Annotated in this window: 25 protein-coding genes; 17 read left to right on the top strand and 8 right to left on the bottom strand. The window is 65.1% G+C overall.

Features of this window, described 5'->3' with window-relative positions; translation table 11 throughout:
- The first annotated feature begins 99 nt into the window (after positions 1-99).
- The 14 genes from ACZK4H_RS08040 (at position 100) to ACZK4H_RS07975 (ending at position 12050) form a co-directional block, all read left to right on the top strand.
- Positions 100-507, top strand: coding sequence for a hypothetical protein (locus ACZK4H_RS08040; RefSeq protein ID WP_003116821.1), 408 nt, complete (start codon positions 100-102; stop codon positions 505-507).
- 16 nt (positions 508-523) lie between these two features.
- Entirely contained in the window at positions 524-784 is a 261-nt protein-coding gene (locus ACZK4H_RS08035; RefSeq protein WP_003090124.1) for a hypothetical protein, read from the top strand.
- A gap of 76 nt (positions 785-860) precedes the next feature.
- Positions 861-1508: a hypothetical protein gene (locus tag ACZK4H_RS08030; protein WP_003116820.1), complete on the top strand. Its 648-nt coding sequence runs from the start codon at positions 861-863 to the stop codon at positions 1506-1508.
- Positions 1509-1572: 64 nt separating this feature from the next.
- Complete coding sequence (locus ACZK4H_RS08025) at positions 1573-2682, top strand: DUF6094 domain-containing protein (RefSeq protein WP_003116819.1); 1110 nt, start codon at positions 1573-1575, stop codon at positions 2680-2682.
- A 50-nt stretch (positions 2683-2732) separates the two neighbouring features.
- Positions 2733-3053, top strand: coding sequence for a hypothetical protein (locus ACZK4H_RS08020; protein WP_003116818.1), 321 nt, complete (start codon positions 2733-2735; stop codon positions 3051-3053).
- A gap of 89 nt (positions 3054-3142) precedes the next feature.
- A complete protein-coding gene (locus tag ACZK4H_RS08015; RefSeq protein ID WP_003116817.1) occupies positions 3143-3448 on the top strand; it encodes a hypothetical protein in 306 nt (101 codons plus the stop codon).
- Positions 3449-3584: 136 nt separating this feature from the next.
- Positions 3585-5864 carry a helicase-related protein gene (locus ACZK4H_RS08010; RefSeq protein WP_004350563.1) on the top strand — a complete coding sequence of 760 codons (2280 nt, stop codon included), beginning with the start codon at positions 3585-3587 and terminating at the stop codon, positions 5862-5864.
- A gap of 138 nt (positions 5865-6002) precedes the next feature.
- Positions 6003-6602 (top strand): PFGI-1 class ICE element type IV pilus protein PilL2, encoded by a 600-nt coding sequence (gene pilL2, locus ACZK4H_RS08005; protein WP_003098890.1) that lies wholly within the window; start codon positions 6003-6005, stop codon positions 6600-6602.
- Positions 6599-7243, top strand: coding sequence for a hypothetical protein (locus ACZK4H_RS08000; protein ID WP_003098888.1), 645 nt, complete (start codon positions 6599-6601; stop codon positions 7241-7243). Before pilL2 ends, ACZK4H_RS08000 begins: the two co-directional genes overlap by 4 nt.
- Positions 7244-7255: 12 nt before the next feature.
- Complete coding sequence (locus ACZK4H_RS07995; RefSeq protein WP_003098886.1) at positions 7256-7993, top strand: TIGR03759 family integrating conjugative element protein; 738 nt, start codon at positions 7256-7258, stop codon at positions 7991-7993.
- Positions 7994-7995: 2 nt separating this feature from the next.
- Entirely contained in the window at positions 7996-8565 is a 570-nt protein-coding gene (locus ACZK4H_RS07990; RefSeq protein WP_003050289.1) for a transglycosylase SLT domain-containing protein, read from the top strand.
- A complete protein-coding gene (locus ACZK4H_RS07985; RefSeq protein ID WP_003109779.1) occupies positions 8562-9110 on the top strand; it encodes an integrating conjugative element protein in 549 nt (182 codons plus the stop codon). The genes ACZK4H_RS07990 and ACZK4H_RS07985 overlap by 4 nt, the downstream gene beginning before the upstream one ends.
- A 4-nt stretch (positions 9111-9114) precedes the next feature.
- Complete coding sequence (traD, locus tag ACZK4H_RS07980) at positions 9115-11304, top strand: type IV conjugative transfer system coupling protein TraD (RefSeq protein ID WP_004350569.1); 2190 nt, start codon at positions 9115-9117, stop codon at positions 11302-11304.
- Complete coding sequence (locus ACZK4H_RS07975; protein WP_003153644.1) at positions 11301-12050, top strand: TIGR03747 family integrating conjugative element membrane protein; 750 nt, start codon at positions 11301-11303, stop codon at positions 12048-12050. The genes traD and ACZK4H_RS07975 overlap by 4 nt, the downstream gene beginning before the upstream one ends.
- Before the next feature lie 40 nt (positions 12051-12090).
- On the opposite strand, the gene ACZK4H_RS07970 is transcribed toward ACZK4H_RS07975, so the two are convergent.
- The 8 genes from ACZK4H_RS07970 to ACZK4H_RS07935 form a co-directional block, all read right to left on the bottom strand.
- Positions 12091-14658 (bottom strand): AAA family ATPase, encoded by a 2568-nt coding sequence (locus ACZK4H_RS07970; RefSeq protein WP_425505335.1) that lies wholly within the window; start codon positions 14656-14658, stop codon positions 12091-12093.
- Positions 14659-14724: 66 nt separating this feature from the next.
- Positions 14725-15450: a CBASS effector endonuclease NucC gene (nucC, locus tag ACZK4H_RS07965; RefSeq protein ID WP_003050273.1), complete on the bottom strand. Its 726-nt coding sequence runs from the start codon at positions 15448-15450 to the stop codon at positions 14725-14727.
- A gap of 38 nt (positions 15451-15488) precedes the next feature.
- A complete protein-coding gene (locus ACZK4H_RS07960) occupies positions 15489-16391 on the bottom strand; it encodes a CBASS oligonucleotide cyclase (protein WP_003153640.1) in 903 nt (300 codons plus the stop codon).
- On the bottom strand, positions 16391-16891 hold the full coding sequence (gene cap7 / locus ACZK4H_RS07955; RefSeq protein WP_003090159.1) for a type III CBASS phage resistance system CD-NTase-associated protein Cap7: 501 nt from the start codon (positions 16889-16891) through the stop codon (positions 16391-16393). Before cap7 ends, ACZK4H_RS07960 begins: the two co-directional genes overlap by 1 nt.
- Entirely contained in the window at positions 16888-17358 is a 471-nt protein-coding gene (gene cap8, locus ACZK4H_RS07950) for a type III CBASS phage resistance system CD-NTase-associated protein Cap8 (protein WP_003153638.1), read from the bottom strand. Before cap8 ends, cap7 begins: the two co-directional genes overlap by 4 nt.
- A complete protein-coding gene (gene cap6 / locus ACZK4H_RS07945; protein WP_003050256.1) occupies positions 17355-18269 on the bottom strand; it encodes a CBASS system CD-NTase-associated protein Cap6 in 915 nt (304 codons plus the stop codon). The genes cap8 and cap6 overlap by 4 nt, the downstream gene beginning before the upstream one ends.
- 17 nt (positions 18270-18286) lie before the next feature.
- A complete protein-coding gene (locus ACZK4H_RS07940; RefSeq protein WP_019416316.1) occupies positions 18287-18790 on the bottom strand; it encodes a PIN domain-containing protein in 504 nt (167 codons plus the stop codon).
- 68 nt (positions 18791-18858) lie between these two features.
- A complete protein-coding gene (locus ACZK4H_RS07935; protein WP_003050245.1) occupies positions 18859-19329 on the bottom strand; it encodes a helix-turn-helix domain-containing protein in 471 nt (156 codons plus the stop codon).
- Between the two features lie 203 nt (positions 19330-19532).
- Here ACZK4H_RS07935 and ACZK4H_RS07930 point away from each other — a divergent pair, with 203 nt between their 5' ends.
- Genes ACZK4H_RS07930 through ACZK4H_RS07920 form a run of 3 tightly spaced genes read left to right on the top strand, consistent with a single transcriptional unit; the run spans position 19533 to position 20522 of the window.
- Positions 19533-19916 carry an integrative conjugative element protein, RAQPRD family gene (locus ACZK4H_RS07930; protein WP_003090167.1) on the top strand — a complete coding sequence of 128 codons (384 nt, stop codon included), beginning with the start codon at positions 19533-19535 and terminating at the stop codon, positions 19914-19916.
- Positions 19913-20146 carry a TIGR03758 family integrating conjugative element protein gene (locus ACZK4H_RS07925; RefSeq protein ID WP_003050225.1) on the top strand — a complete coding sequence of 78 codons (234 nt, stop codon included), beginning with the start codon at positions 19913-19915 and terminating at the stop codon, positions 20144-20146. The genes ACZK4H_RS07930 and ACZK4H_RS07925 overlap by 4 nt, the downstream gene beginning before the upstream one ends.
- 16 nt (positions 20147-20162) lie before the next feature.
- Complete coding sequence (locus tag ACZK4H_RS07920) at positions 20163-20522, top strand: TIGR03745 family integrating conjugative element membrane protein (protein ID WP_003153634.1); 360 nt, start codon at positions 20163-20165, stop codon at positions 20520-20522.
- Positions 20523-20528 lie beyond the last annotated feature (6 nt).

Raw genomic sequence — 20528 nt, 5'->3', positions numbered from 1 at the left:
ACGCATAGGTTCCTTCGCCGCAGATGCGGCATTCCATCACCCGCTGGGGGTTCTTCCCCACGGGGAGGCCTTCAGCTCAACTTTTCGAGGAGGCCTCTCATGGGCTGGTATTTCTCAAACCAATCGCGGTCCGAACTGATCGCGGAACTGATCGCACCGCAAGAGACCGAGCGCGCCAGCGTCAAGGTCATCGCTCACACCCTGCGCGGCAACGTGCTGTGGTCCGTCGCCGAAGTGACCGCCAAGGTCGAAGGCGTGCATCGTGATCTCGCACCGGGCCAGTCCCTGCGCTACATCCGCTGCGATCTGCTTGAACGAAGCGGCGGCCAGTGGGGCTACAAGTCCTTGGACGAGTCCATGCACCCGTACTACTACACGTGCCCGCTGTCCTATCTGGACCTCGCACCGGAGCAGTCCGCCGACTGGCGTGCAGGCGTTCGCGCCTACCACGCCCGGCGGCGCACACCCACGGCATCCGCGGCATCCGCCGCGGCGTCGATGGCCTGAGCCAGGAGGAACCGACATGGACCCGATCCTGGCAACGCTTCCGCCCTCGTTGCTGGCACTCGTTGAAGGGAGTTTGTCCAACGACGAAGTGTCCTCCGACGAGGAAATGCTGGCGTACTTCATCGACAACGGCCTCACCGAGGACCAGGCACGGCAGGCACTGACCTACCGCGACCAGTACCTCAACAACATCTACCTGGAAGGCTTCACGCCGATCACTTCGGCGGACGAGCCGCTTCACTTCAACCCGCACACCCGGCAGTTCGAGCCGGACTGAGCGGTTTTCTTCCACCCCCTGGGGCAGTACTTGCCCCAGCGGGCGGTGCTGTTCCCGTTCATCCGAGGACACCACCATGCCCGCAAACACTTCTTCCACGCTGTACCGCATCGACGAATGCCCGGACGTGATGGCCGACGCCTGCGTCGGCGATGACCAGGGCAACCTGATCTTCCTGTCCATCTGGGCGCGGGACACCGCCGTCCAGCAGTTCCTCGCTCGCCTGACCCTCGGGCGCGACGAGCAGGGACTGGACCAGTTCCACGTCATCACCGACCAGGGCGGCAGCGTCCCGGTATTCATCGGCAACGTCGATCGCCTGGAAAAGCGCATCACGCGCGCGTACCGGCGGACGCTGTTCGGCTCGCTGTCCAACGTGTGGCTGTTCGACCGGCGCTGCGTCAAGCCCGACAAGGCCAACGCCAGCGCATTGGCACTGCTGCCACGCGACAGCGCCCACAGGCTTGACCGCCTGTGGATGCTGGTGCGGGACACCTGCCCGTTGCCGCTGCTCGATCACTGGCGCGAGACCGTGCTGGAACTGCTGCAAACCCGCGAGATGCTGGCCCGCCTTCCGTTCGCCCTCGGGCCGCTGGAAGGCCATCGGCTCGCCATCGACGTGCCGGCGCTGACCCTGGCGCTCGGCTCCCTGATCCGCAGCGACGCGCTCACCGCCTATCCGTATCCGGCCAAGATTTGGACGCCGGAAGCGGTAGCGGCTTGACCCACCCTCGGAGGCACGCCTTGGCGTACTTCCGTGTTTCATCCCCGCCAACCAGGAGACTTCCATGGCCCTCATGTTCCCGCGGCTCGCCCGCAATTTCGTCAAGAACGGATATTTCCCGACCGACGAACCCACGCTCGAAAGAGCGCTCAACGCACTGATGCCCAGCGACGGGCCGATGTGCATCCTCGATCCCTGCGCCGGCGAAGGCGTGGCGATCGCCGAAGCCGCCCATGCCCTCGGGCGCGAGCAGGCAAAGGCGTTCGCCGTCGAGTTCGACGCGGAGCGGGCGCGCCATGCCCGCGGCCTGGTCGATCACTGCCTGCACGCGGACCTGATGGACACGATGGTCTCCAAGCAGTCCTTCGGGCTGCTCTGGCTCAACCCGCCGTATGGGGACCTGTCCAAGGACGTCAACGGCAACATCGGCTATCAGGGCCAGGGCCGTGCCCGCCTTGAAAAGCTGTTCTACCAGCGCACGCTCTCGCTGCTGCAATACGGCGGCGTGCTGGTTTTCATCGTCCCCGGCTACGTGCTCGACGCGGAGTTGGTCGGCTGGCTGACGCGCCACTACACGGACCTGCGCATCTACCGAGCGGTGGAGACGCAGTTCAAGCAGGTGGTGATCTTCGGACGCCGGGTGCGCCAGCGCGAGCAGGTGCCCGATGGCGTCAAGGCCGTGCGCAATCTGCTGTTGCAGGTAGGGCAAGGCGAAGTCGAAGCCGAGGAACTGCCGAGCGAGTGGCCGTTCCTGCCGTACATCGTCCCCGCCAGCCCGGCCGAGCCAGAGCATTTCTTCCGCGTGACGATGGAGCCCGAGCAGTTCGCCGATGAGGTTGGCAGGCTGCAAGGCTTGTGGCCATCGCAGGACACGCACCTGGGGGCTGCGCAGCAATCGCTGCGTCCACCGGCGCGGGCCTTGTCCCGCTGGCATCTCGCCCTGGCTCTGGCCGCGGGTGCGATCTCGGGGGTTGTGCGCTCCAAGACCGGGCGCGTGCTCGTCGTCAAAGGTGACACCCACAAGGACAAGACGCTCCAGCGGGAGTTCACCGAACGCGAAGACGGCTCCATCGCCGAGACCCGCATCCTCACCGACAAGTTCGTTCCCGTCATCCGCGCGTGGGACATGACACCTGGCTCCGCGACACGGGGCGAGGTGTTGACCATTCGCTGATCCACCGGACGCGCTGCCGTCCTGCTGTACCAACTCGAAGGAGAAACACCATGATCCCCAATCCGTTCAAGCGGCCTGCGCCGCACAAGCAACCGTTGTTCGCACCGAGTACGTTGAAGTTGAGCGAGAAGGTGCATTGGCTGGCCCGGCGAGGCCTGATCGACCCCTTGGCCTATGTCCAGCGCCATGTGCGCGGGGACTGGGGCGAGATCGATGAGGCCACACGCCAAGCCAACGACGTGGCGATCCAACAGGACAACCTAATGATCTCGCAGTTCAGGATCACGCCGGACCTGGCGCTGATCGTCAAGACCAGCGAGGACCACCAGACCACGGTGGTCCAGCTTCCCGAAGAGCGGGACCTGATCTGAGGCCCCACATCGTCATCCTCATCCACCTGACGGAGCCACTTCACTCCGGCAGGGGTGTCGTGGCTCAATGACTCATCAAGGAGGAGCCCATGGCATCGCATCGCATCGAAACCTACTGCCAGCGGCTGGCGTTCCCCATCGGGGCGCTCATCTTCAGCAGAGGTGTAGACCGCCTGGTCCGCGCGGGTCGCCTGGACCCGATCCCGTACTTCAGGCGCCACACCCGTGGCGACTGGGGCGACGTCAACATCCAGCAATGGCAGACGAACAGCAGCGCGCTTCAATCGGGCGCGTCGCTGGAATCGCACTACGTGATCCATCCGGGGCTCGCCATTCGCATCGTCACCGATTCGCAGCGCTGCGCAACCGTCATCGTGCTTCCGTCCGAAGACTGAGCACGGTTCACCTGCGGGCCGCCCAGGCCAGCACCTTCAACCACCCTCAGCCACGCGTCGATTCTCTTCCCACCACGGGGCATGCCATTGCCCCGCTGGGGGTGGTGCATGCCCCATTTTTCTTTGGAGCATCACCATGTCCCTCGATCTCGAAACCACTGCCGCTGAATCCGCGCCCGTACAGGGCGAACTGCTCGACGCGGAATCTTCCCCTCTGACCCTGAGCCTTCAGGATTTTGTCGGCGAGTTCGGCGACGAACTACTCGACGCCCTCAACAGCGCTAATCCGCCGGTCTATACCGGCCAACCGCAGGCGCACCGGCAACTGGTGGTCGCCAGCCTCAAGCGCAAGCTGTTCCCAGCCCAGGCCGAAGTCGTCCACGCCGCCGCCGAGCTGCTGATCGACCGTGGCGAACGTGCTGCGATCGTCAATGGCGAGATGGGCTGCGGCAAGACGACCGTCGGCATTGCCACGGCCGCCGTGCTCAACGCCGAAGGCTATCGCCGCACTCTGGTGCTGTCGCCGCCCCACCTGGTTTACAAGTGGCGGCGCGAGATCCAGGAGACGGTGGCCGGTGCCAAGGTGTGGGTACTCAACGGGCCGGATACGCTCGTCAAGCTCATCAAGCTGCGCGAGCAGTTGGGCGTGCAGCCCACGGGCCAGGAGTTCTTCGTCCTGGGGCGCGTCAGGATGCGGATGGGCTTTCACTGGAAGCCTGTCTTCACCACGCGGCGCACCCGCCACGGCGACGTGGCGGCCTGCCCGGACTGCGGCACGGTCATCACCGACCTCGACGGCGAGCCGGTCAACCCGATCGCGCTCCAAGCCGAGGAGTGCCGCAGGAAGTGCGGCCACTGCGCCGCGCCCCTGTGGACACTGATCCGCCCGCGCAGTCTGTCCGGCAGCGACCAGTCCTCGGCCGTGCTCAAAGCCTTAAAGCGCATACCGACCATCGGAGAGGTCACCGCGCAGAAGCTGATGCAAAAGTTCGGTGACGGGTTCCTGGCGTCGATGCTCGGCGACAACATCCATGAGTTCATCAACCTCATGGATGGCAACGGCGAGCTGGTGTTTTCCGACCGTCAGGCCACGCGCATGGAACGTGCGATGGCCAACATGGAGTTCGGCTTTGGCGAGGGCGGCTATCAGCCGTCCGAGTTCATCAAACGCTACCTGCCGCAAGGCACGTTCGACCTGCTCATCGCCGATGAGGCACATGAGTACAAGAACGGGGGCAGTGCCCAGGGCCAGGCCATGGGCGTGCTGGCGGCGAAGGCTCGCAAGACCTTGCTGCTGACCGGCACGTTGATGGGCGGCTACGGGGACGACCTGTTCCACCTGCTGTTCCGAGCCCTTCCGGGGCGGATGATCGAAGACGGCTACCGCCCGACCACGAGCGGCAGCATGACCTCGGCTGCGATGGCGTTCATGCGCGATCACGGGGTGTTGAAGGACATCTACTCCGAGAGCACCGGCACGGCGCACAAGACGGCCAAGGGCACCAAGGTATCGGTGCGCACGGTCAAGGCCCCGGGGTTTGGCCCCAAGGGCGTGCTGCGCTGCATCCTGCCGTTCACGATCTTTCTCAAGCTCAAGGACATCGGTGGCAACGTCCTGCCGCCGTATGACGAGGAGTTCCGTGAAGTCGCGATGGACACGGCGCAAGCCGCGGCCTACCGCGATCTGGCGGGTCGGCTGACCGCGGAGCTGAAACAGGCTCTGGCGCGACGCGATACGACCTTGCTGGGTGTGGTCCTCAACGTGCTGCTGGCCTGGCCGGATTGCTGCTTCCGGTCGGAGACCGTGGTGCATCCGCGCACGCGCAACACCTTGGCGTTTGTCCCGGCTCAGTTCAACGAGTTCGAGATCAGCCCCAAGGAGCGTGAGCTGATCGACATCTGCAAAGAGGAGAAGGCGCAGGGCCGCAAGGTCCTGGCCTACACGGTCTATACCGGCACGCGCGACACCACGTCGCGCCTGAAGGTGTTGCTGGAGCAGGAAGGCTTCAAGGTGGCGGTGCTGCGCGCGAGCGTGGATGCCAGCCGCCGCGAAGACTGGATCGCCGAGCAACTGGACCGTGGCATCGACGTGCTCATCACCAACCCCGAGTTGGTCAAGACGGGGCTGGACCTGTTGGAGTTCCCGACGATCGTGTTCATGCAGTCGGGCTACAACGTGTACTCGCTCCAGCAGGCGGCACGCCGCTCCTGGCGCATCGGGCAGAAGCAGCCCGTGCGTGTGATCTACCTCGGCTACGCCGGTTCCTCGCAGATGACCTGCCTGGAGCTGATGGCCAAGAAGATCATGGTCTCGCAGTCCACCTCGGGCGACGTGCCCGAATCCGGGCTCGATGTCCTGAACCAGGACGGTGATTCCGTCGAGGTCGCACTGGCCCGGCAGCTTGTCGCCGCATGACACGTTCCACTTACGGCCCTTCGGGGCCGTTTTTTTTGCCGCTCCCGGTAAATCGGACGCTGCCTGGTTCGCATTGTTTGCTGCCGCTCGCGGCCTGAGCGGCGATGGTGAGGGCTGGATGTTTCAGGACGCCGAGCTATGTGCCCCTCTCCACCGTGGTTTCACTATCCCGAACGCCGCCTTCTGGCGGGATTTCTCGGCCTGCTGTGGTCGGTGCTGGCCGGTGGCTGCGCGACGACGACTGCGCCGGTCGCGCCCGACACCATCGCGGAAGTCTTGGCCGCGCCTGAACCCGAGGCTTCCGAGTACATCCCGGTCGTGCGCTACGCCCGCTACACACTGGTCGAACTGGCACCCATGGCGGCGCAGCGCGACCTGTTGTTGCAGACCATCGACGTGTCCATGCCCGAGGATGCCCGCGCCACGGTCGGGGATGGGCTTCGGCACGTGCTCAAACGCAGCGGCTATGGCCTGTGCCAGACCGCGCATGCCGTGATCGAGCTGTACGCGCTGCCGTTGCCGGCGGTACACCTGCACCTCGGCCCCATGACCTTGCGCGATGCGCTGCTCACGCTGGCTGGCCCGGCCTGGGAACTGCACGCGGATGACCGCGCACGGCAAATCTGCTTCGAGCGGCCCGGCGATCGCGCGGTCGCCGAGTCCCCATCCGAGCCACCCGCCACCGAGGCGGTGCAGACGTTCCCGCTGGCACCCATGGTTTCGGGAGGCCAGCCATGAACGCCCCGCAACCTGCCCAGCGATCGACCGCCGCCGTGGTGGTGCAGAGCCTGATGTGGCTCTGGTTGATCTTCCTCAGCGTCTTGGCGGCCCTGGGCTACCAGGCCCTCAGCGACCAGGCCGACCAGGAGCGGCTGGATTCCCGCCTGCAACGCCTGGAAGCGCAGGCAACTGGCTTGGCCGAGACGATCGAGGCCATCCAGCAGCGCCCGGCCGTCGCGACGGACGCTGACCTCAAAGACACCCGCCAGATTCTGGAAGCACGCGCGGCCCAGGTCGAGAAATCTCTCAGTGGCTACGCAGCGGCCGACGACCTCCAGGCGCTGCGCGCGGAGGTCGAGCAGATCAAGGCGCGCCAAGCCGCCGCGCGTGCCACCGCACCCGCCCAGCGGCGCGCATCGCGCACGTCCGCCGCCTCCAAGACCGAGCTGCCGCCGCTGCCATTCCGCGTCGTCGGCGCCGAACTGCGCGCCGGCCAGCGCAGCGTGTCCGTCGCGCCGAGCATCGGGGACTTCACGCCCGCCCAACTTCAGGTGCTGCTGCCCGGGGATGCGGTCGGCCCGTGGCGCCTGCAGGCGATCGAGGGCAACACCGCAGTGTTCCAGGCCGGCAACCAGACCCGCCGCGTGGCGATTCCCTGACCGGAGCACCCCATGAAGCCGTCGATCCTCCTTTTCGCGGTCCTGGTGGCGTCGTCGCAATGGCCCGCCTGGGCGCAGCAGCCCGCAACGACCTCGGCGCGCAACGCACAGAGCCAGGAGCGCCCGCTGGCCGCCCGCGTGCTGGACGACCGGGTGGCAACCGAATGGGGCTTGCAGCCACAAGAATGGGCACGCTACCGCGAGCTGATGGATGGGCCGCTGGGTATCTACTCGCCCAACCTGGACCCGCTGTCCGCCCTGGGCATCGAAGCTCGCACGGACGAAGAACGGCGCCGCTATGCGGAACTGCAGGTGCAGGTGGAAGCGCGCCGCGTCGAGAAGCTGCTCGCCTACCAGCGCGCCTACGACGAGGCCTGGCAGCGCCTGAATCCGGGGATGCAGCGCGTGAACCTGCCCGACGACAAGCCGGGCGCCGGCCCATCCAGCAGTCCCTTGCGCGGCAGCGGCCGCATGGCGGTGTTCGTCAAGGACGGCTGCGCAGCCTGCGGACAGCTCGTGCAGCGCCTGCAATCCTCGGGCGCGGAGTTCGACCTGTACATGGTGGGCAGCCGCCAGGATGACGCGCGCATCCGCGACTGGGCCAAGCGCGCGCAGATCGACCCGGCGCGCGTGCGCGCCGGCAGCATCACGCTCAACCACGACGGCGGCCGCTGGCTGTCACTGGGCCTGCCCGGCGATCTGCCCGCCGCCGTGCGCGAAGTGAACGGCCAATGGCAGCGCCAGCCGTAGCCATGCCCCTGCGCGCACTGGTGCTCACTGCCGGCCTGTATGCCGTTGCCGCCCTGGCCCAGGAGGTTCCGCCACCGGCTTACCAGCTTGCCGCCCAGCGCGCAGGCATCCCCTCGACCGTGCTCTACGCCGTGGCCTTGCAGGAGAGCGGCATCCGGCGCAACGGGCGCCTGGTGCCGTGGCCGTGGTCCCTCAACGTCGCCGGCCAGTCGCGCCGCTTCGCCACGCGCGCCGACGCCTGCGCTGGCCTGCAGCAGGCGATGCGCGCCACGCCGCACACGCGCATTGATGCGGGCCTGGGCCAGATCAACCTCGGCTACCACAAGCACCGCTTTACCGGCGCGTGCGACCTGCTGGATCCGTATCGCAACCTGGCCGTTGCCGCCGAGATCCTGAAGGAGCAGCACACCCCCGGCGAGGACTGGCTGCTGGCGATCGGCCGCTACCACCGCCCCGCAGGCGGCGAGCCCGCCGCCCGCTATCGGCGCAGCGTGTCGCGCCACCTTGCCCGCGTGCAGGGCACGCGACCAGCCGCCGCGGTCCTCGCGGCGCGCCAGGAGACCTCCCCATGACGAAACCCCATCCCGCCCATCTCGCGTTCACGGGCCTACTCATGCTGCTGTCAGGCCTGCCGCTGGCCTCGCGTGCCGGCGAGCCACTGATCGTTGTCGAGGACCGTGGCGGCACGTCGGCATTGCCGTACTACGAAGCCCTGAATCTCCAGCCGCGCGCCAACGCACCGGCGCGGCCGTCCATCCCGACGCCCCAGGTTCCTGCCACACGGGCGGACGAAGCCGCGATGCTGCCGGTGCGCAGCGCCAAGCTCACGCCCGGCACCGTCGCGCGACGGGTGATCGAAGCGCCCGGCCTGCGGCCGTTCGTGGTCATCGGCGACGACGAGGCTTCCCGGGCCTGGTTGCAGCGCCGCGCCGCCGCTTTGCGCGAACGTGGCGCGGTCGGCCTGGTCGTCAACGTCGAGACCGCGCAGGGCCTGGCGCGGCTGCGCGCCCTGGTGCCGGGCGTGCCGCTCGCGCCCGTGGCCGGCGACGACCTGGCCGATCGCCTGGGCCTGCGGCACTACCCGGCGCTGATCACGGCCACCGGCATCGAGCAATGAAGCCATGTCGGGCAAACAGCCGGTCGAGGTTCTGCTACGCCCAGCGGTGGAGCTATACACCGTCGCGGCGTGTGCAGGCGCCGCGTTTCTGTGCCTGGTGGCCCCATGGTCGCTCGCGCTGAGCCCGGCCATGGGCATCGGCAGCGCCTTGGCGTTCGGCGCCTACGGCGCGATCCGCTACCGCGATGCCCGCATCATCCTGCGCTACCGGCGCAACATCCGCCGTCTGCCGCGTTACGTGATGACCAGCAAGGACGTGCCGGTCAGCCAGCAGCGCCTATTCGTGGGGCGCGGCTTTCTCTGGGAGCAGAAGCACACGCATCGGCTGATGCAGACGTACCGGCCCGAGTTCCGCCGCTACGTCGAGCCGACGCCGGCCTACCGGCTGACCAGGCGCCTGGAGGAACGGCTGGAGTTCGCGCCATTGCCGCTCTCGCGCCTGCCGAAGCTCACCGGCTGGGACGCGCCTTTCAACCCCGTGCGCCCGTTGCCGCCTGTCGGCGGCCTGCCAAGGCTGCACGGCATCGAGCCCGACGAAGTGGACGTCAGCCTGCCGCTGGGCGAGCGCGTCGGGCACTCGCTGGTGCTGGGCACCACGCGGGTGGGCAAGACGCGCCTGGCCGAGTTGTTCGTCACGCAGGACATCCGTCGCAGGAATGCTGCCGGCGAGCATGAGGTCGTCATCGTCATCGACCCCAAGGGGGATGCCGATCTCTTGAAACGGATGTACGTCGAAGCCCAGCGCGCTGGCCGCGAAGGCGAGTTCTACATCTTCCACTTGGGCTGGCCGGAAATCAGCGCCCGCTACAACGCCGTGGGCCGCTTCGGTCGGATCTCGGAAGTGGCGACACGCATCGCGGGGCAGCTCTCCGGCGAAGGCAACAGCGCGGCGTTCCGCGAGTTCGCATGGCGCTTCGTGAACATCATCGCCCGCGCCCTGGTGGAACTGGGGCAGCGCCCGGACTACATGCTGATCCAGCGCCACGTCATCAACATCGACGCGCTGTTCATTGAGTACGCCCAGCACTACTTTGCCAAGACGGAGCCCAAGGCCTGGGAGGTGATCGTCCAGATCGAGGCCAAGCTCAACGAGAAGAACATCCCAAGGAACATGATCGGGCGCGAGAAGCGTGTGGTGGCGCTGGAGCAATACCTCTCCCAGGCGCGCAACTACGACCCTGTGCTCGATGGCCTGCGCTCGGCGGTGCGCTACGACAAGACCTACTTCGACAAGATCGTTGCATCGCTGCTGCCGCTGCTGGAAAAGCTCACGAGCGGCAAGATCGCCCAGCTCCTGGCGCCGAACTACTCCGACCTGGCCGACCCGCGCCCGATCTTCGACTGGATGCAGGTGATCAGGAAGCGCGCCGTCGTCTATGTCGGCTTGGACGCGCTGTCCGATGCGGAGGTCGCCGCAGCGGTCGGCAACTCGATGTTCAGCGATCTCGTCTCGGTGGCTGGGCACATCTACAAGCACGGAATCGACGATGGCCTGCCGGGCGCATCGGCTGGTGCGCGCGTGCCGATCAACGTGCATGCGGACGAGTTCAATGAATTGATGGGTGACGAGTTCATTCCGCTCATCAACAAGGGCGGTGGCGCGGGCCTGCAAGTCACCGCCTACACGCAAACGCTTTCGGACATCGAGGCCCGCATCGGCAACCGCGCGAAGGCCGGCCAAGTGATCGGGAATTTCAACAATTTATTCATGTTGCGCGTGCGCGAGACGGCCACCGCGGAACTGCTGACGAGGCAGTTGCCGAAGGTCGAGGTCTATACGACCACCATCGTCTCGGGCGCGACGGACAGCTCAGACATCCGCGGCGCGACGGACTTCACGTCGAACACCCAGGACCGCATCAGCATGGCCAGCGTGCCGATGATCGAGCCGTCACACGTCGTCGGTCTGCCCAAGGGCCAATGCTTCGCGCTGCTGCAGGGCGGCCAGCTTTGGAAGGTGCGCATGCCGCTTCCGGCGCCAGACCCCGATGAAGTGATGCCGACGGACTTGCAGCAACTGGCCGGGTATATGCGCCAGAGCTACAGCGAGGCCACGCAGTGGTGGGAGTTCACCAGTTCCGCAGCCTTGCCGCATGCAGCCTTGCCCGACGACCTGCTGGATGACGCCGCTCCAGCCGAGCCTGACGCGGTGGCCACCGGCGCCGACGACAGCACCGGCGAGGCCGCACCATGAAGGATGCCGCCTCGACCGCGCAGCGGGAGCAGAACCAGCGCCAGGGGCTGATCGTCGGCACCATCACCTTGCCGTTCCGGCTGCTCGGGGTGCTCATCGGCTCGCTGCTGTTCTCGATCGTGGTGGAGTGCGTCGGCATGCACCTGTTCTGGAAGGACCAGGGCTGGCGCCACTCCCAGCAGATGCTGCAGTACGAACTCGGGCACCTGTCCAACCACTTCACGCGCAGCGTGGTGGTGCAGGAGCCCGGGCGCACGGCGCACGAGCTGGTGGATACCGGGTACGAGTGGGTGTTCGTGCGCTCGGGGTTGCTGGAGCGCATGAGCCAGACCGCCGAGCGCGCCCGCGCGGCCAGCCACGGGCAGAGCCGCAACTTCCGCTACTACATCAGCCAAGTCTATGTCTGGGCCGAAAGCTACCTGATCGCTGCGGCCTTCACGACGCTCACCTTCCTGGTGCGCCTGCTGGTCCTGGTACTCACGCTGCCGCTGATCCTCACTGCAGCATTCGTCGGCCTGATCGACGGCCTGGTGCGACGGGATGTGCGCCGGTTCGGCGCGGGCCGCGAATCCGGCTTCATCTACCACCGCGCGAAGGCCAGCCTGATGCCGTTGGCCGTGCTGCCTTGGGTCACCTATCTCGCACTGCCCATAGCGGTGCATCCTCTGGTCATCCTGCTGCCCAGCGCGGCGTTGCTGGGGATGGCAGTCAGCCTGACCGCAGGCAGCTTCAAGAAGTACTTATGAGGTGACACGGGCGGCACTGCTCTGCAAAGCCGTGTGCCGTTCATCGGTTCTGCAGGGTATCAAGAGCAGCATCCAACGCCGTAACCGCCTCGACGACCGTTCTTACCGTCGCCCGATCGAACTCATGATCGCGCTGAGCGTCGTGCACACCGCTATTGAGGTAACCCCATTCAATACTCGTACCGCTGACATTGAGCAGCCTGACCAACGCCCCTACGGCATCCGGCGCACCCGCATGTTGCGCCGCGATACGCTCGACGGCCGACCGCAACTTGGTGCATTTATTGTTCAGCTCCCAAGGCGCGCGGGGCCCGCTCAGCTTGATGTCGATCCGGCCGTCCGCCCGCCGACCCAGCCACGTCCACAGGCGGTCCGTCAGACTCTCCAGCGCCGGCCGGGCCTGGCGCAGTGCCTCGCGTTTCTCGTCAGCCGCCAACGCCTGCTGGGCCAGAAGAACATAGTTCTTCGCTGGCGGGTCGCTGTCGACCCGCAGTTCGTGCTCTCCCTGATGCGGGAGAAACTTGTAGCGCTTGATGGCCGCGGCGCGGCGCACGCCCAACTCCTGCTGGATGCGGTGCAGGAACTCCTCTGCGTGCGAGGTGAGGATAACCTGCTTGCCGTGGAGCAAACCGTCCTCGAAGAAGGTACGCCAGATGCCATCGCGATGGTCGTCGTCTATCGCATTGACGACGTCATCGAAGATGACCACGGGGCAGCCCTGCGCGAGGTTCTTGGCAAGCAGAATCGCCAGACCCAAGCATTTGATGTGCCCTTCGCTGAAGACGATCAACGCGTCGTAGCGCACGCCCGGCTCGCCGGCGAACTCCACCTCGATCTTGCCGTTCTCGGCCACGGGCAACCACAGCGCGTGCAGCAGATCGCCGGGCGGATCGGCCCGGTTGAATGCGTTGTAGAGATGGCGGGCTTGGTCTCCCAGCCCCTGTAGCAGAACCCCCGGCAGAGCGGTCAGGTATGCCTGAATCTCGGGTAGGAAGCCGTCGTAGGCGGCCTTGACCCGCTGATGGTGCACCACCACCGGCATTTCGTCCGTGGCCGCCTGGATCAGGCCGCGGTTCGCGTCGTCGAATTGGGCCACGGTTTGGCGGGCGGCCGCCAGCTCCTGATCCGCAGTCGTGCGCATGGTCCGCAGCCGTTCGATCTCCAGCTGATGCTGTTGCAGGCGGTCCCGCTCCTGGGCCATCGCGCCGCGCTGGGCATGCACGTCGCGCGCCTGCGCGTCGAAGCCTTCGATGATCTGTGCGATCCGTAAGAGGGCTTGCCAGGCGCGCTGGTCCCCATTCACCCAGCCGCCGAGCCAATTGCCCGCCGACGTGGGAGGCAGCAGTGGCAGGCCCGCGGCCTGCGATTCGGCAGGACAAGCGACCCCAGCCGCCGCCACCACGCGGCGCATTTCGTCCCACAGCGCTCGGACCGCCTCGCTCAACTGCGTCCGATGCCCGGCCTCTTGCTGCTGCAGGACGGCCAGTTGCGCGAGCTGCTCCAGGCCCATTCGCGCCCTGGCGAACGGGTCCTGTGCCACAGCGGCCAGTCCGGTTCCACATGCCGGACACGCGGTCGCCCCGTCCGCCAACGCTTGCACGGCCTCGTAGAGCTTCGCGTACGACACCTCGCCCGCGCGGGCCGCGAGTTGCGCGGAAGACGCTTGCCACAGTCCCTGGACGCGGTAGGCCTCTGCCAGCAACGCTTGCAGGCGGGCCTGGGTCACCTCGTGAATGGCAGGCGGGTTGGCGTCCAGCTGAGCCTGGACATACGGTAGCCGTCCTTGCTGCTGCGGCGTACCCAGCAGCCAGTCCACGCAGGCTTGATAGGTCGCGCCAGGTGACATGCGCTGCGCCAAAGCTTGTTCCAGGCCCTCGACCGCTGCGATCTTCTGCGGGTAGGCGGCGATGGTCTGTTCGGAGTTCGCCAACCGCAGGCGACGCTGCGCCAGCTGCGCCGCCTGCACGCCGGCAAGCATCAGGTCCTGATCGAGCGAGGGGTTGAAGCCGCGCACGAACTCGCTGAACTGGTCCACGCCGAACAGGGTGGCGATGAGCTGGCGCTGATCGCTCGGGGTCCGCGCGGCGATTCGGGCGAAATCGTCGAGGCGGTTCTTCTCGATGAAGCAGAAGCGATACTCAGCTTCGTCGGGCTGGACGGCCTGCGCTTCGCCCGCCGCCGTAGACGACAGGACTGGCGCGACGTGGCGGCGCAGGCGAGCGTTGTTGCAGTACGTCCGCTGGTCGACCCGCTTGGCCTGCGCTTCGCTGATCGAACCGAGCATCGCCACTTCCAAGGCTTCGCAGAAGCTGCTCTTGCCGGTGCCGTTGGCACCGTAGACCAAGGTGATGTCATGGCTGAGGTCGAACGTCTCCTGCCGCATGAATCCTCGAAACGGCCCGACTTCGAGCTGGTGCAGTCGCCCGAGCGCCGGCCCGTTTTCGGGGCCGCGCGCGTCCCCGTCGTAGGCGACAGGCATCTGCGCCAGATGCGCGATGGCCAGCGGCGCCAAGCGCGTGGAGCGCCCCCGGCGTGCAGCACCGACCTCGGCCAGTGGCTGCAGGTGATCGAGCACCAGGTGCGCCAGCCGGCGCACGTCGTCGTGCACGTGCCGCTGCGCCAAGTGCGCCAGGAACCGGTGGTACTCCGAACGTATGCTTGCCACAGCGCCCCCTCACTTGGTCAACCACTGACCGTAAGCCTCCACATCGATCATGGGGACCGTTCCACTGAACTGAAGCTGCGCGATCAGCTTGAAAAGAAACGCGGTCGCCGGCTTGTTTTCGTTGGTGTAGCTGTACGCGCCGCTGGCTTGGTCATAGAAAAAGTGCCCGTGGGCGGCAACGCATCCGATGTCCAGACGCCCCTCGGTGAGGTTTGCGTTCAGCGCCTTGTCCATGGATGGACCCAATGCAGGACTCCATTCGCTCTCGAAGGTGAGCAAGCCACCCAGAATCGGAATCAACGGCTTCGCTGGGTAGGTCCCGCCAGCGTGCGGGATCGGCAGGCTCGTGCGGTGCAGCCTGCGCACACTGGCGACCTTCTCCTGGGCATAGGCCACAAGCCCCGCGTCAGCCGTCTGCTTGGCCTCGAAAACGGCGTACACGCTTTCGGCTGGAATGATCGTCTCGTTCTCGTAGGTGAAGATAAAAGGCGAATATTGCCGATCAAACACCACCACATCGATCTGCTGGCTGAAGTTCCCCAGGCTGTCCACCACATGCGCCTTGGCCGCCTGGTACCGTTTGGGCAGATAGGTATCCAGCATGTCGATCCAGACGTTCTCGCTCGCATCCCCCTTCGTACCCGGGTGACCGAAGGTCTTGCGTACTACGGACAAGCGCTGCTGGATGTCCTCATGCAGGGACGACAGGAGCTGGGAAAGCGACCACTGGGACATGCTGTACCTCGATGGGACGTGTATGGAAGCCGATGGAATCAGGACAGTGGGAACTTGGGGCCAAACAGTGCGCGCCAGGCGCGAAGCGCTTCGATATTGCGACCACGACGCGCGTGGTCGATGGCGATGCTTGCGTCTTGGCTCGCCTGGAACAGCAGCTGCTGCGCGCGCTGCTTGCGCGCGGCATCCATATCGTTGCTGATCGCCGGGCCAAGTCCGGCGGGATCCGGCCACTCGTCATGAACTCGATCGGCAAGCGTGGCAAAGAACGACTGGATCTCGCGATCGAACGATCCTCCCCAGCCGCCGTAAAGACACTCAAGGGCCATTACCTCGATCAGGAACGAGGGCTTCACCGGCTTCAGATCGCCGTGCTTGGGATTGTTGTTCCAGTACTTCACCATGCGCACGAGACCTTTCCACTCATTGCCATAGGCTTGGTGCGCTGCGGTCGCCTTGTCCTTATGGATCTCCGGGTCCGTCTTGATCCACTTTCCGGACGCCGTATCGGGGATCTCATACTGGTCGCCGGTATCGAATGCGGGCACCGCATCCACGCTGACCACCCGGTAGTCCGTGTTGTCCTCCGCGTCGATGTGAACACCGAAATCCACGTTGATCGAGCGCGCCTGTTTGCGCACGGCCGCCGAACCGTATTTCTCCACCAATGCAGAGTGGAAATCATCCAGCACTACCGATGCGGCCTTGCCGTGGTAATGCTTCTCCGAGTCCTTCAGCACGAAGAAGATGTCGATATCCTTGAGCGGCTTCGTCTTCGTGTATCGAGCATAGGAACCGGTCAGGAAGCTGCGCGCAATGCCGAACTTGGTCTGCAGGTAGTCCCGCACTTCGTTCTGGCGTTGCGAGGCATTCTTCTGTTCGCGTTCGTTGAGTTCCAGACGCGACTTGAACTTGCGAAAAGCTTCATCGATCGACAGCATCAGCGTTGCCTCCAATATCCGGCCTGACCCGCCAGGCCGCTGTGTTCGACAGTCGAGCCTAGGCTCTGCTTGACCATTCCATCCGTCGAGCGATAACTTCCTTTGCTCCATCCCTCCACATCAGGTCGCCCTGGCTTTGTATCGAGCATTAACTTGTACTTGGCCTGCGATGGCAGCAGCCCAGCTTTCTTGATCGCGTACTTCAACTGCTCGGTATCTGTCCAGAAGCTGCCGTCGCCATCGGACCACCCATACACGATGTCGATATCCCATCGGGTCACGAGCTTGTCGGTTGCCGGGTTGTAGATCTCCAGAATCACCTTGCGCAGATCACCGGTCCCGAGCCACGTCTTGATGGCTCGGGTATTGCTCTCCCAGCGATCCGCAAAGTGCTCAGGGTCCAGCCCACTGAGCAGGATGATGTCTTTCAAGCTCTTGAGGATGTTGTCGGTCACATAGGTAACCGAGTGCGTGTACGAGTAGGTGGCGACGGTGCTCATGACTTGAGGAAACCTCCGAGGTCGAGCGACAGCGCTTGCCCAGCATCGGCCTGCGCCTGCGTGGCAATTCCTTGGCTCAAGTCCCGTGCAATGATGCGAGAACTGTGCTTTTTGAGCGCGCTTTGCACCCAGCCGAGCTGCTCCTTCGGACACGGCAGCGAGACTCCCCAGTCTCCCTTCAACGGCTCGAACCCCAAGACTTCTTCGTTGGCATCATCACCATAGATCGCGTCTTCGTCGAAGAGGCAGTAGATCCTGGTCCGTGGTCCATCGCATGTCGCAACGATGGGCGCGCTCTTGGGTGCCTGGTCGGCGATCAAGCTGGCGGCCACGCCCGTCACGGCCCTGAGTTCAGAGCGAGCCGTGCCGTCCTTGCCCTGAGTGAGCAGTTCGACAATGGCATCCCATGTCTGCAACGCATCGCGGTGCGGCGAGCTGCGAAACGTCCGGCTGACAACGGTGGTCATTTTTGCTTCCCTCCTTGAAGGCGCATTTGCTTTGCCTGTCGTATCGCACTGCGCAAGTGCTCTACGGAAAGCTTGTTCGGATCGATAGCCACTTGCGGGTCGGCCGCGAGGGCGTTGGCTACGACCTTGCGAATGGCCCGACCATCCAATCCGACGCACTCGCCAGCGCACGCGTCGAACTGGTGAGCCGAGGAAAGCTTGCCAATCCCCGGAAATGTCTTTGCCAGGCCATTCAGGCAGTCCACTAGGATCTGCTTGCAGGCATCCTTGCCGGGCAGTGGCACCTCCATCACCATGTCGCAACGAGATAGGAAGGCACTGTCGACGGCCTGTGGGAAGTTGCTGGTGGCCACGAACAGCAGATGCGGGTTGCGTTCGGCCAACATGTCCAACTGCACCAACACCGCGTCGGTGGCCCGGTGCACATCAACCGGGTTGGCTTCCAGGCTGAGCTTCGCTCGATCAGCCGCAAGCGTTTCGACCTCGTCCAGAAGGACGATCGTCGGGCCCGCCGCTGCGGATTCTGCGATCGATTGCGAGAACAGGTCTGCCACGGCGCGTTGAGTCTTTCCCATTGCAGAGCTCGTCAGCGTGTGAGGCTCCACTTCCAGCAATCGAAACTTCGCAGAAGAAAAAGATTCGGCCACACGATGCGCCAAGCCCCGTGCCAAGGAGGTCTTCCCAGTCCCCGGCGGGCCGACCAACAAGATCACGCCGTGCAGGGGGAGTACCGTGCGCTCCACCTTGGGGCGCACCGTGAAGTTGACGATCGCTTGTGACAGCAACTGTTTTTTGATGGCTTCGTCCATCACGATCGAATCCCACAAGTCACCCAGCGACTTATCCGGCAGCTTCCAGCTTCGATGGATGCCTTTCGGCAAAGTGGCGTCTGATGAAGGATTCTTGGTCATCCGTGGCTCTCGGCGGGTCAGAGAATGGTGCGATAGGTCGCCAGCACCTTGGTCGTTTGCACAAGGCCTTGGCGCAGCAGGATTTCGAGATAGCGGTCCACATCGATCGGCGGATGCTTGAGTTGGGCACGCTGGCGCTGCGCAGCCGACACTACGGCGGCCGCATCCAGATCCAGCAGGTTGTCCACAAACTCATCGGGGTGCTGCGATTCGATGCCGTACGGAGCCAGCAGATCGTTCGGGAAATCACGTTCGTTGAACGTCACAATCACGCTCGCACCGCAGCGAATCGCCGCAGCCAGGACGTGCCGATCGTTCGGATCGGGTAATGTCAGGCCTGCCACGAGCGCTTCGTAGCCCTCCACCAAGCCGTCCGGAATGGCCCTGTCCATGAGATCCGACGTCCTGTCGACCTGAACCCGGGTGAGATCGGGGCGGTTGATCAACAGATTGCGTTTCCACTCCTCATGAATGGCTTGGCTCCACCGCGCCCGGAAGCGGCCAGACAGGCCGAGCCACATCAGGAAATCCCGCAGTGGCGCGGGATATAGAACGCACGCGTCGTAGACGGCGGTGAATGGGGAATGCCTCATTCGTATCCCATTCCCAACTCTTGCGACTGCTGAGCGAGTTCGGCCATCGCCTGCTCACTGGCGCGCTCGCGCGCTTCCTTGTACTGCATCAGATCGGCGAACCTCACCCTGCGGTGCTTGCCGGTGCGATGAAATGCCAACACCCCATCTTCTAGCAGCTTGACGAAATGGGGACGGGACACGTTGAGCAAGTCCGCCGCCTCTTGGGTCGTCAGCTCTGCATGGACGGGCACCACCTTTACTGCATTGCCATCGGCCAACTCGGCCAGGATGTCGACCAGCAGGCGTAAAGCCGAGGTAGGCAGTTCCACCTGATGAGCCTGTTTGTGGTCATCAAAGATCTGGATGTGCTGCGTCTCGAACTGGGTTGCGAGGTAAGCCGCCAAGGCACGTTGACCCTGGACGGCTGCCTTAACCTCTCCCGCGGCGGGAAGGGTCATCTTGGATTGGGCAGTGGCGGTGGTCATGGGTAGCTCCTAAGCGAAAACGGTTGCAGAGCCGATCATATTCGAAACACTCGAAAAACGCAATAATCGAAACTCCACCCGGGCTTTTGTAGGTTCGCTCGCGGTATGCCCAATCCGGTCGTCCGCCAGTTCCTATTGTTTGCGGCCTAAAACAGCCCTGATCTCCACGATCACCCCATTGCTGATCACACAGGAATGGCGCGATGGTGGCTTCGATCTGGCTGCGCGCCGCGCATCGCGGCGTGCCCACTTTTCTCGTGACGGCCCTCCTGCTGGGTCAGTCCCAGATGGCCTTGGCCGAGTCTCCGGCACAGCGCCAGGAGCTGGTCGCCGCACTGCGCCAGCTCGACGCGCTGGAGCGCACCGTCGCGGACAGCGCCGCGCATGCCCCCATCCAGCCGGGCGAGCGCTACCACTTCGACTACCCGCGGCTGCTGGCTGACCTGGCGCGCGTTCGCGCCGGCATCCAGTTTCACCTGACGCCATCGCGCGCTCAGCCGCGCGACCCCTCCGAACTGGCCGGCGACTACCGCACCGAGCGGGCGGCCGAGCCGCTGCCGGCGACGACTGCGGGGGGCAAGCAATGAACGGCGCCCAGGTCTCGGCATTTCAAGCCAACAGCGGCATCGCGCCTTCCGCAATGGCGACCGTCCTGGTCGGCGTCGTGTTCGCGGTCCTGCTCGTGTGGGGCGTCTGGGCCATCCGAACGGCCTACGTGGGGTGGTCCGAGAGCCGCCTCAACCAGCGCCAGTTCCTCGGCGTCTGCATCCGCTTCGTCGCGATGTACCTCGTCCTGAGTTTCTTCCTTCTGTCCTGACCTGAAAGGCCCGACCATGCACAACCGCATCCTCACTTCCCGTCTCGCCCAGCGCGCCGCCATGGCCCTGGGCGCCGCCGCGCTGCCCGCGCTGTCGTTCGCGCAAGGCCTGCCGCAGTTGGAGAACCCGACGCGCGGCACCGGCAACGGCATCATGGAGACGATCCGCAACTACGGCTACGACATCATCATGCTCGTGGCCCTGCTGGTGGTGGCGTCGATGTTCATCGGCGTCTGCTACCACGCCTACGGAACCTACGCGGAGATCCACACCGGCCGCAAGACGTGGGGCCAATTCGGCCTCACGGTCGCCATCGGCGCCGTGTTGCTCGTGATCGGCATCTGGCTGCTCACCGAAGCCACGGGCATCCTGTAAGGCGAG

Source organism: Stenotrophomonas sp. 78350_Sma, from assembly GCF_056482105.1.
The sequence above is the reverse complement of the archived record's forward strand: the minus strand, read 5'-3'. Positions and strand labels throughout refer to the sequence as shown.

Coding starts and splice junctions, on each gene's coding strand:
- ACZK4H_RS08040 (WP_003116821.1), top strand. CDS start 100: ATGGGCTGGTATTTCTCAAACCAATCGCGGTCCGAACTGATCGCGGAA.
- ACZK4H_RS08035 (WP_003090124.1), top strand. CDS start 524: ATGGACCCGATCCTGGCAACGCTTCCGCCCTCGTTGCTGGCACTCGTT.
- ACZK4H_RS08030 (WP_003116820.1), top strand. CDS start 861: ATGCCCGCAAACACTTCTTCCACGCTGTACCGCATCGACGAATGCCCG.
- ACZK4H_RS08025 (WP_003116819.1), top strand. CDS start 1,573: ATGGCCCTCATGTTCCCGCGGCTCGCCCGCAATTTCGTCAAGAACGGA.
- ACZK4H_RS08020 (WP_003116818.1), top strand. CDS start 2,733: ATGATCCCCAATCCGTTCAAGCGGCCTGCGCCGCACAAGCAACCGTTG.
- ACZK4H_RS08015 (WP_003116817.1), top strand. CDS start 3,143: ATGGCATCGCATCGCATCGAAACCTACTGCCAGCGGCTGGCGTTCCCC.
- ACZK4H_RS08010 (WP_004350563.1), top strand. CDS start 3,585: ATGTCCCTCGATCTCGAAACCACTGCCGCTGAATCCGCGCCCGTACAG.
- pilL2 (WP_003098890.1), top strand. CDS start 6,003: ATGTGCCCCTCTCCACCGTGGTTTCACTATCCCGAACGCCGCCTTCTG.
- ACZK4H_RS08000 (WP_003098888.1), top strand. CDS start 6,599: ATGAACGCCCCGCAACCTGCCCAGCGATCGACCGCCGCCGTGGTGGTG.
- ACZK4H_RS07995 (WP_003098886.1), top strand. CDS start 7,256: ATGAAGCCGTCGATCCTCCTTTTCGCGGTCCTGGTGGCGTCGTCGCAA.
- ACZK4H_RS07990 (WP_003050289.1), top strand. CDS start 7,996: ATGCCCCTGCGCGCACTGGTGCTCACTGCCGGCCTGTATGCCGTTGCC.
- ACZK4H_RS07985 (WP_003109779.1), top strand. CDS start 8,562: ATGACGAAACCCCATCCCGCCCATCTCGCGTTCACGGGCCTACTCATG.
- traD (WP_004350569.1), top strand. CDS start 9,115: ATGTCGGGCAAACAGCCGGTCGAGGTTCTGCTACGCCCAGCGGTGGAG.
- ACZK4H_RS07975 (WP_003153644.1), top strand. CDS start 11,301: ATGAAGGATGCCGCCTCGACCGCGCAGCGGGAGCAGAACCAGCGCCAG.
- nucC (WP_003050273.1), bottom strand. CDS start 15,450: ATGTCCCAGTGGTCGCTTTCCCAGCTCCTGTCGTCCCTGCATGAGGAC.
- ACZK4H_RS07960 (WP_003153640.1), bottom strand. CDS start 16,391: ATGCTGTCGATCGATGAAGCTTTTCGCAAGTTCAAGTCGCGTCTGGAA.
- cap7 (WP_003090159.1), bottom strand. CDS start 16,891: ATGAGCACCGTCGCCACCTACTCGTACACGCACTCGGTTACCTATGTG.
- cap8 (WP_003153638.1), bottom strand. CDS start 17,358: ATGACCACCGTTGTCAGCCGGACGTTTCGCAGCTCGCCGCACCGCGAT.
- cap6 (WP_003050256.1), bottom strand. CDS start 18,269: ATGACCAAGAATCCTTCATCAGACGCCACTTTGCCGAAAGGCATCCAT.
- ACZK4H_RS07940 (WP_019416316.1), bottom strand. CDS start 18,790: ATGTGGCTCGGCCTGTCTGGCCGCTTCCGGGCGCGGTGGAGCCAAGCC.
- ACZK4H_RS07935 (WP_003050245.1), bottom strand. CDS start 19,329: ATGACCACCGCCACTGCCCAATCCAAGATGACCCTTCCCGCCGCGGGA.
- ACZK4H_RS07930 (WP_003090167.1), top strand. CDS start 19,533: ATGGTGGCTTCGATCTGGCTGCGCGCCGCGCATCGCGGCGTGCCCACT.
- ACZK4H_RS07925 (WP_003050225.1), top strand. CDS start 19,913: ATGAACGGCGCCCAGGTCTCGGCATTTCAAGCCAACAGCGGCATCGCG.
- ACZK4H_RS07920 (WP_003153634.1), top strand. CDS start 20,163: ATGCACAACCGCATCCTCACTTCCCGTCTCGCCCAGCGCGCCGCCATG.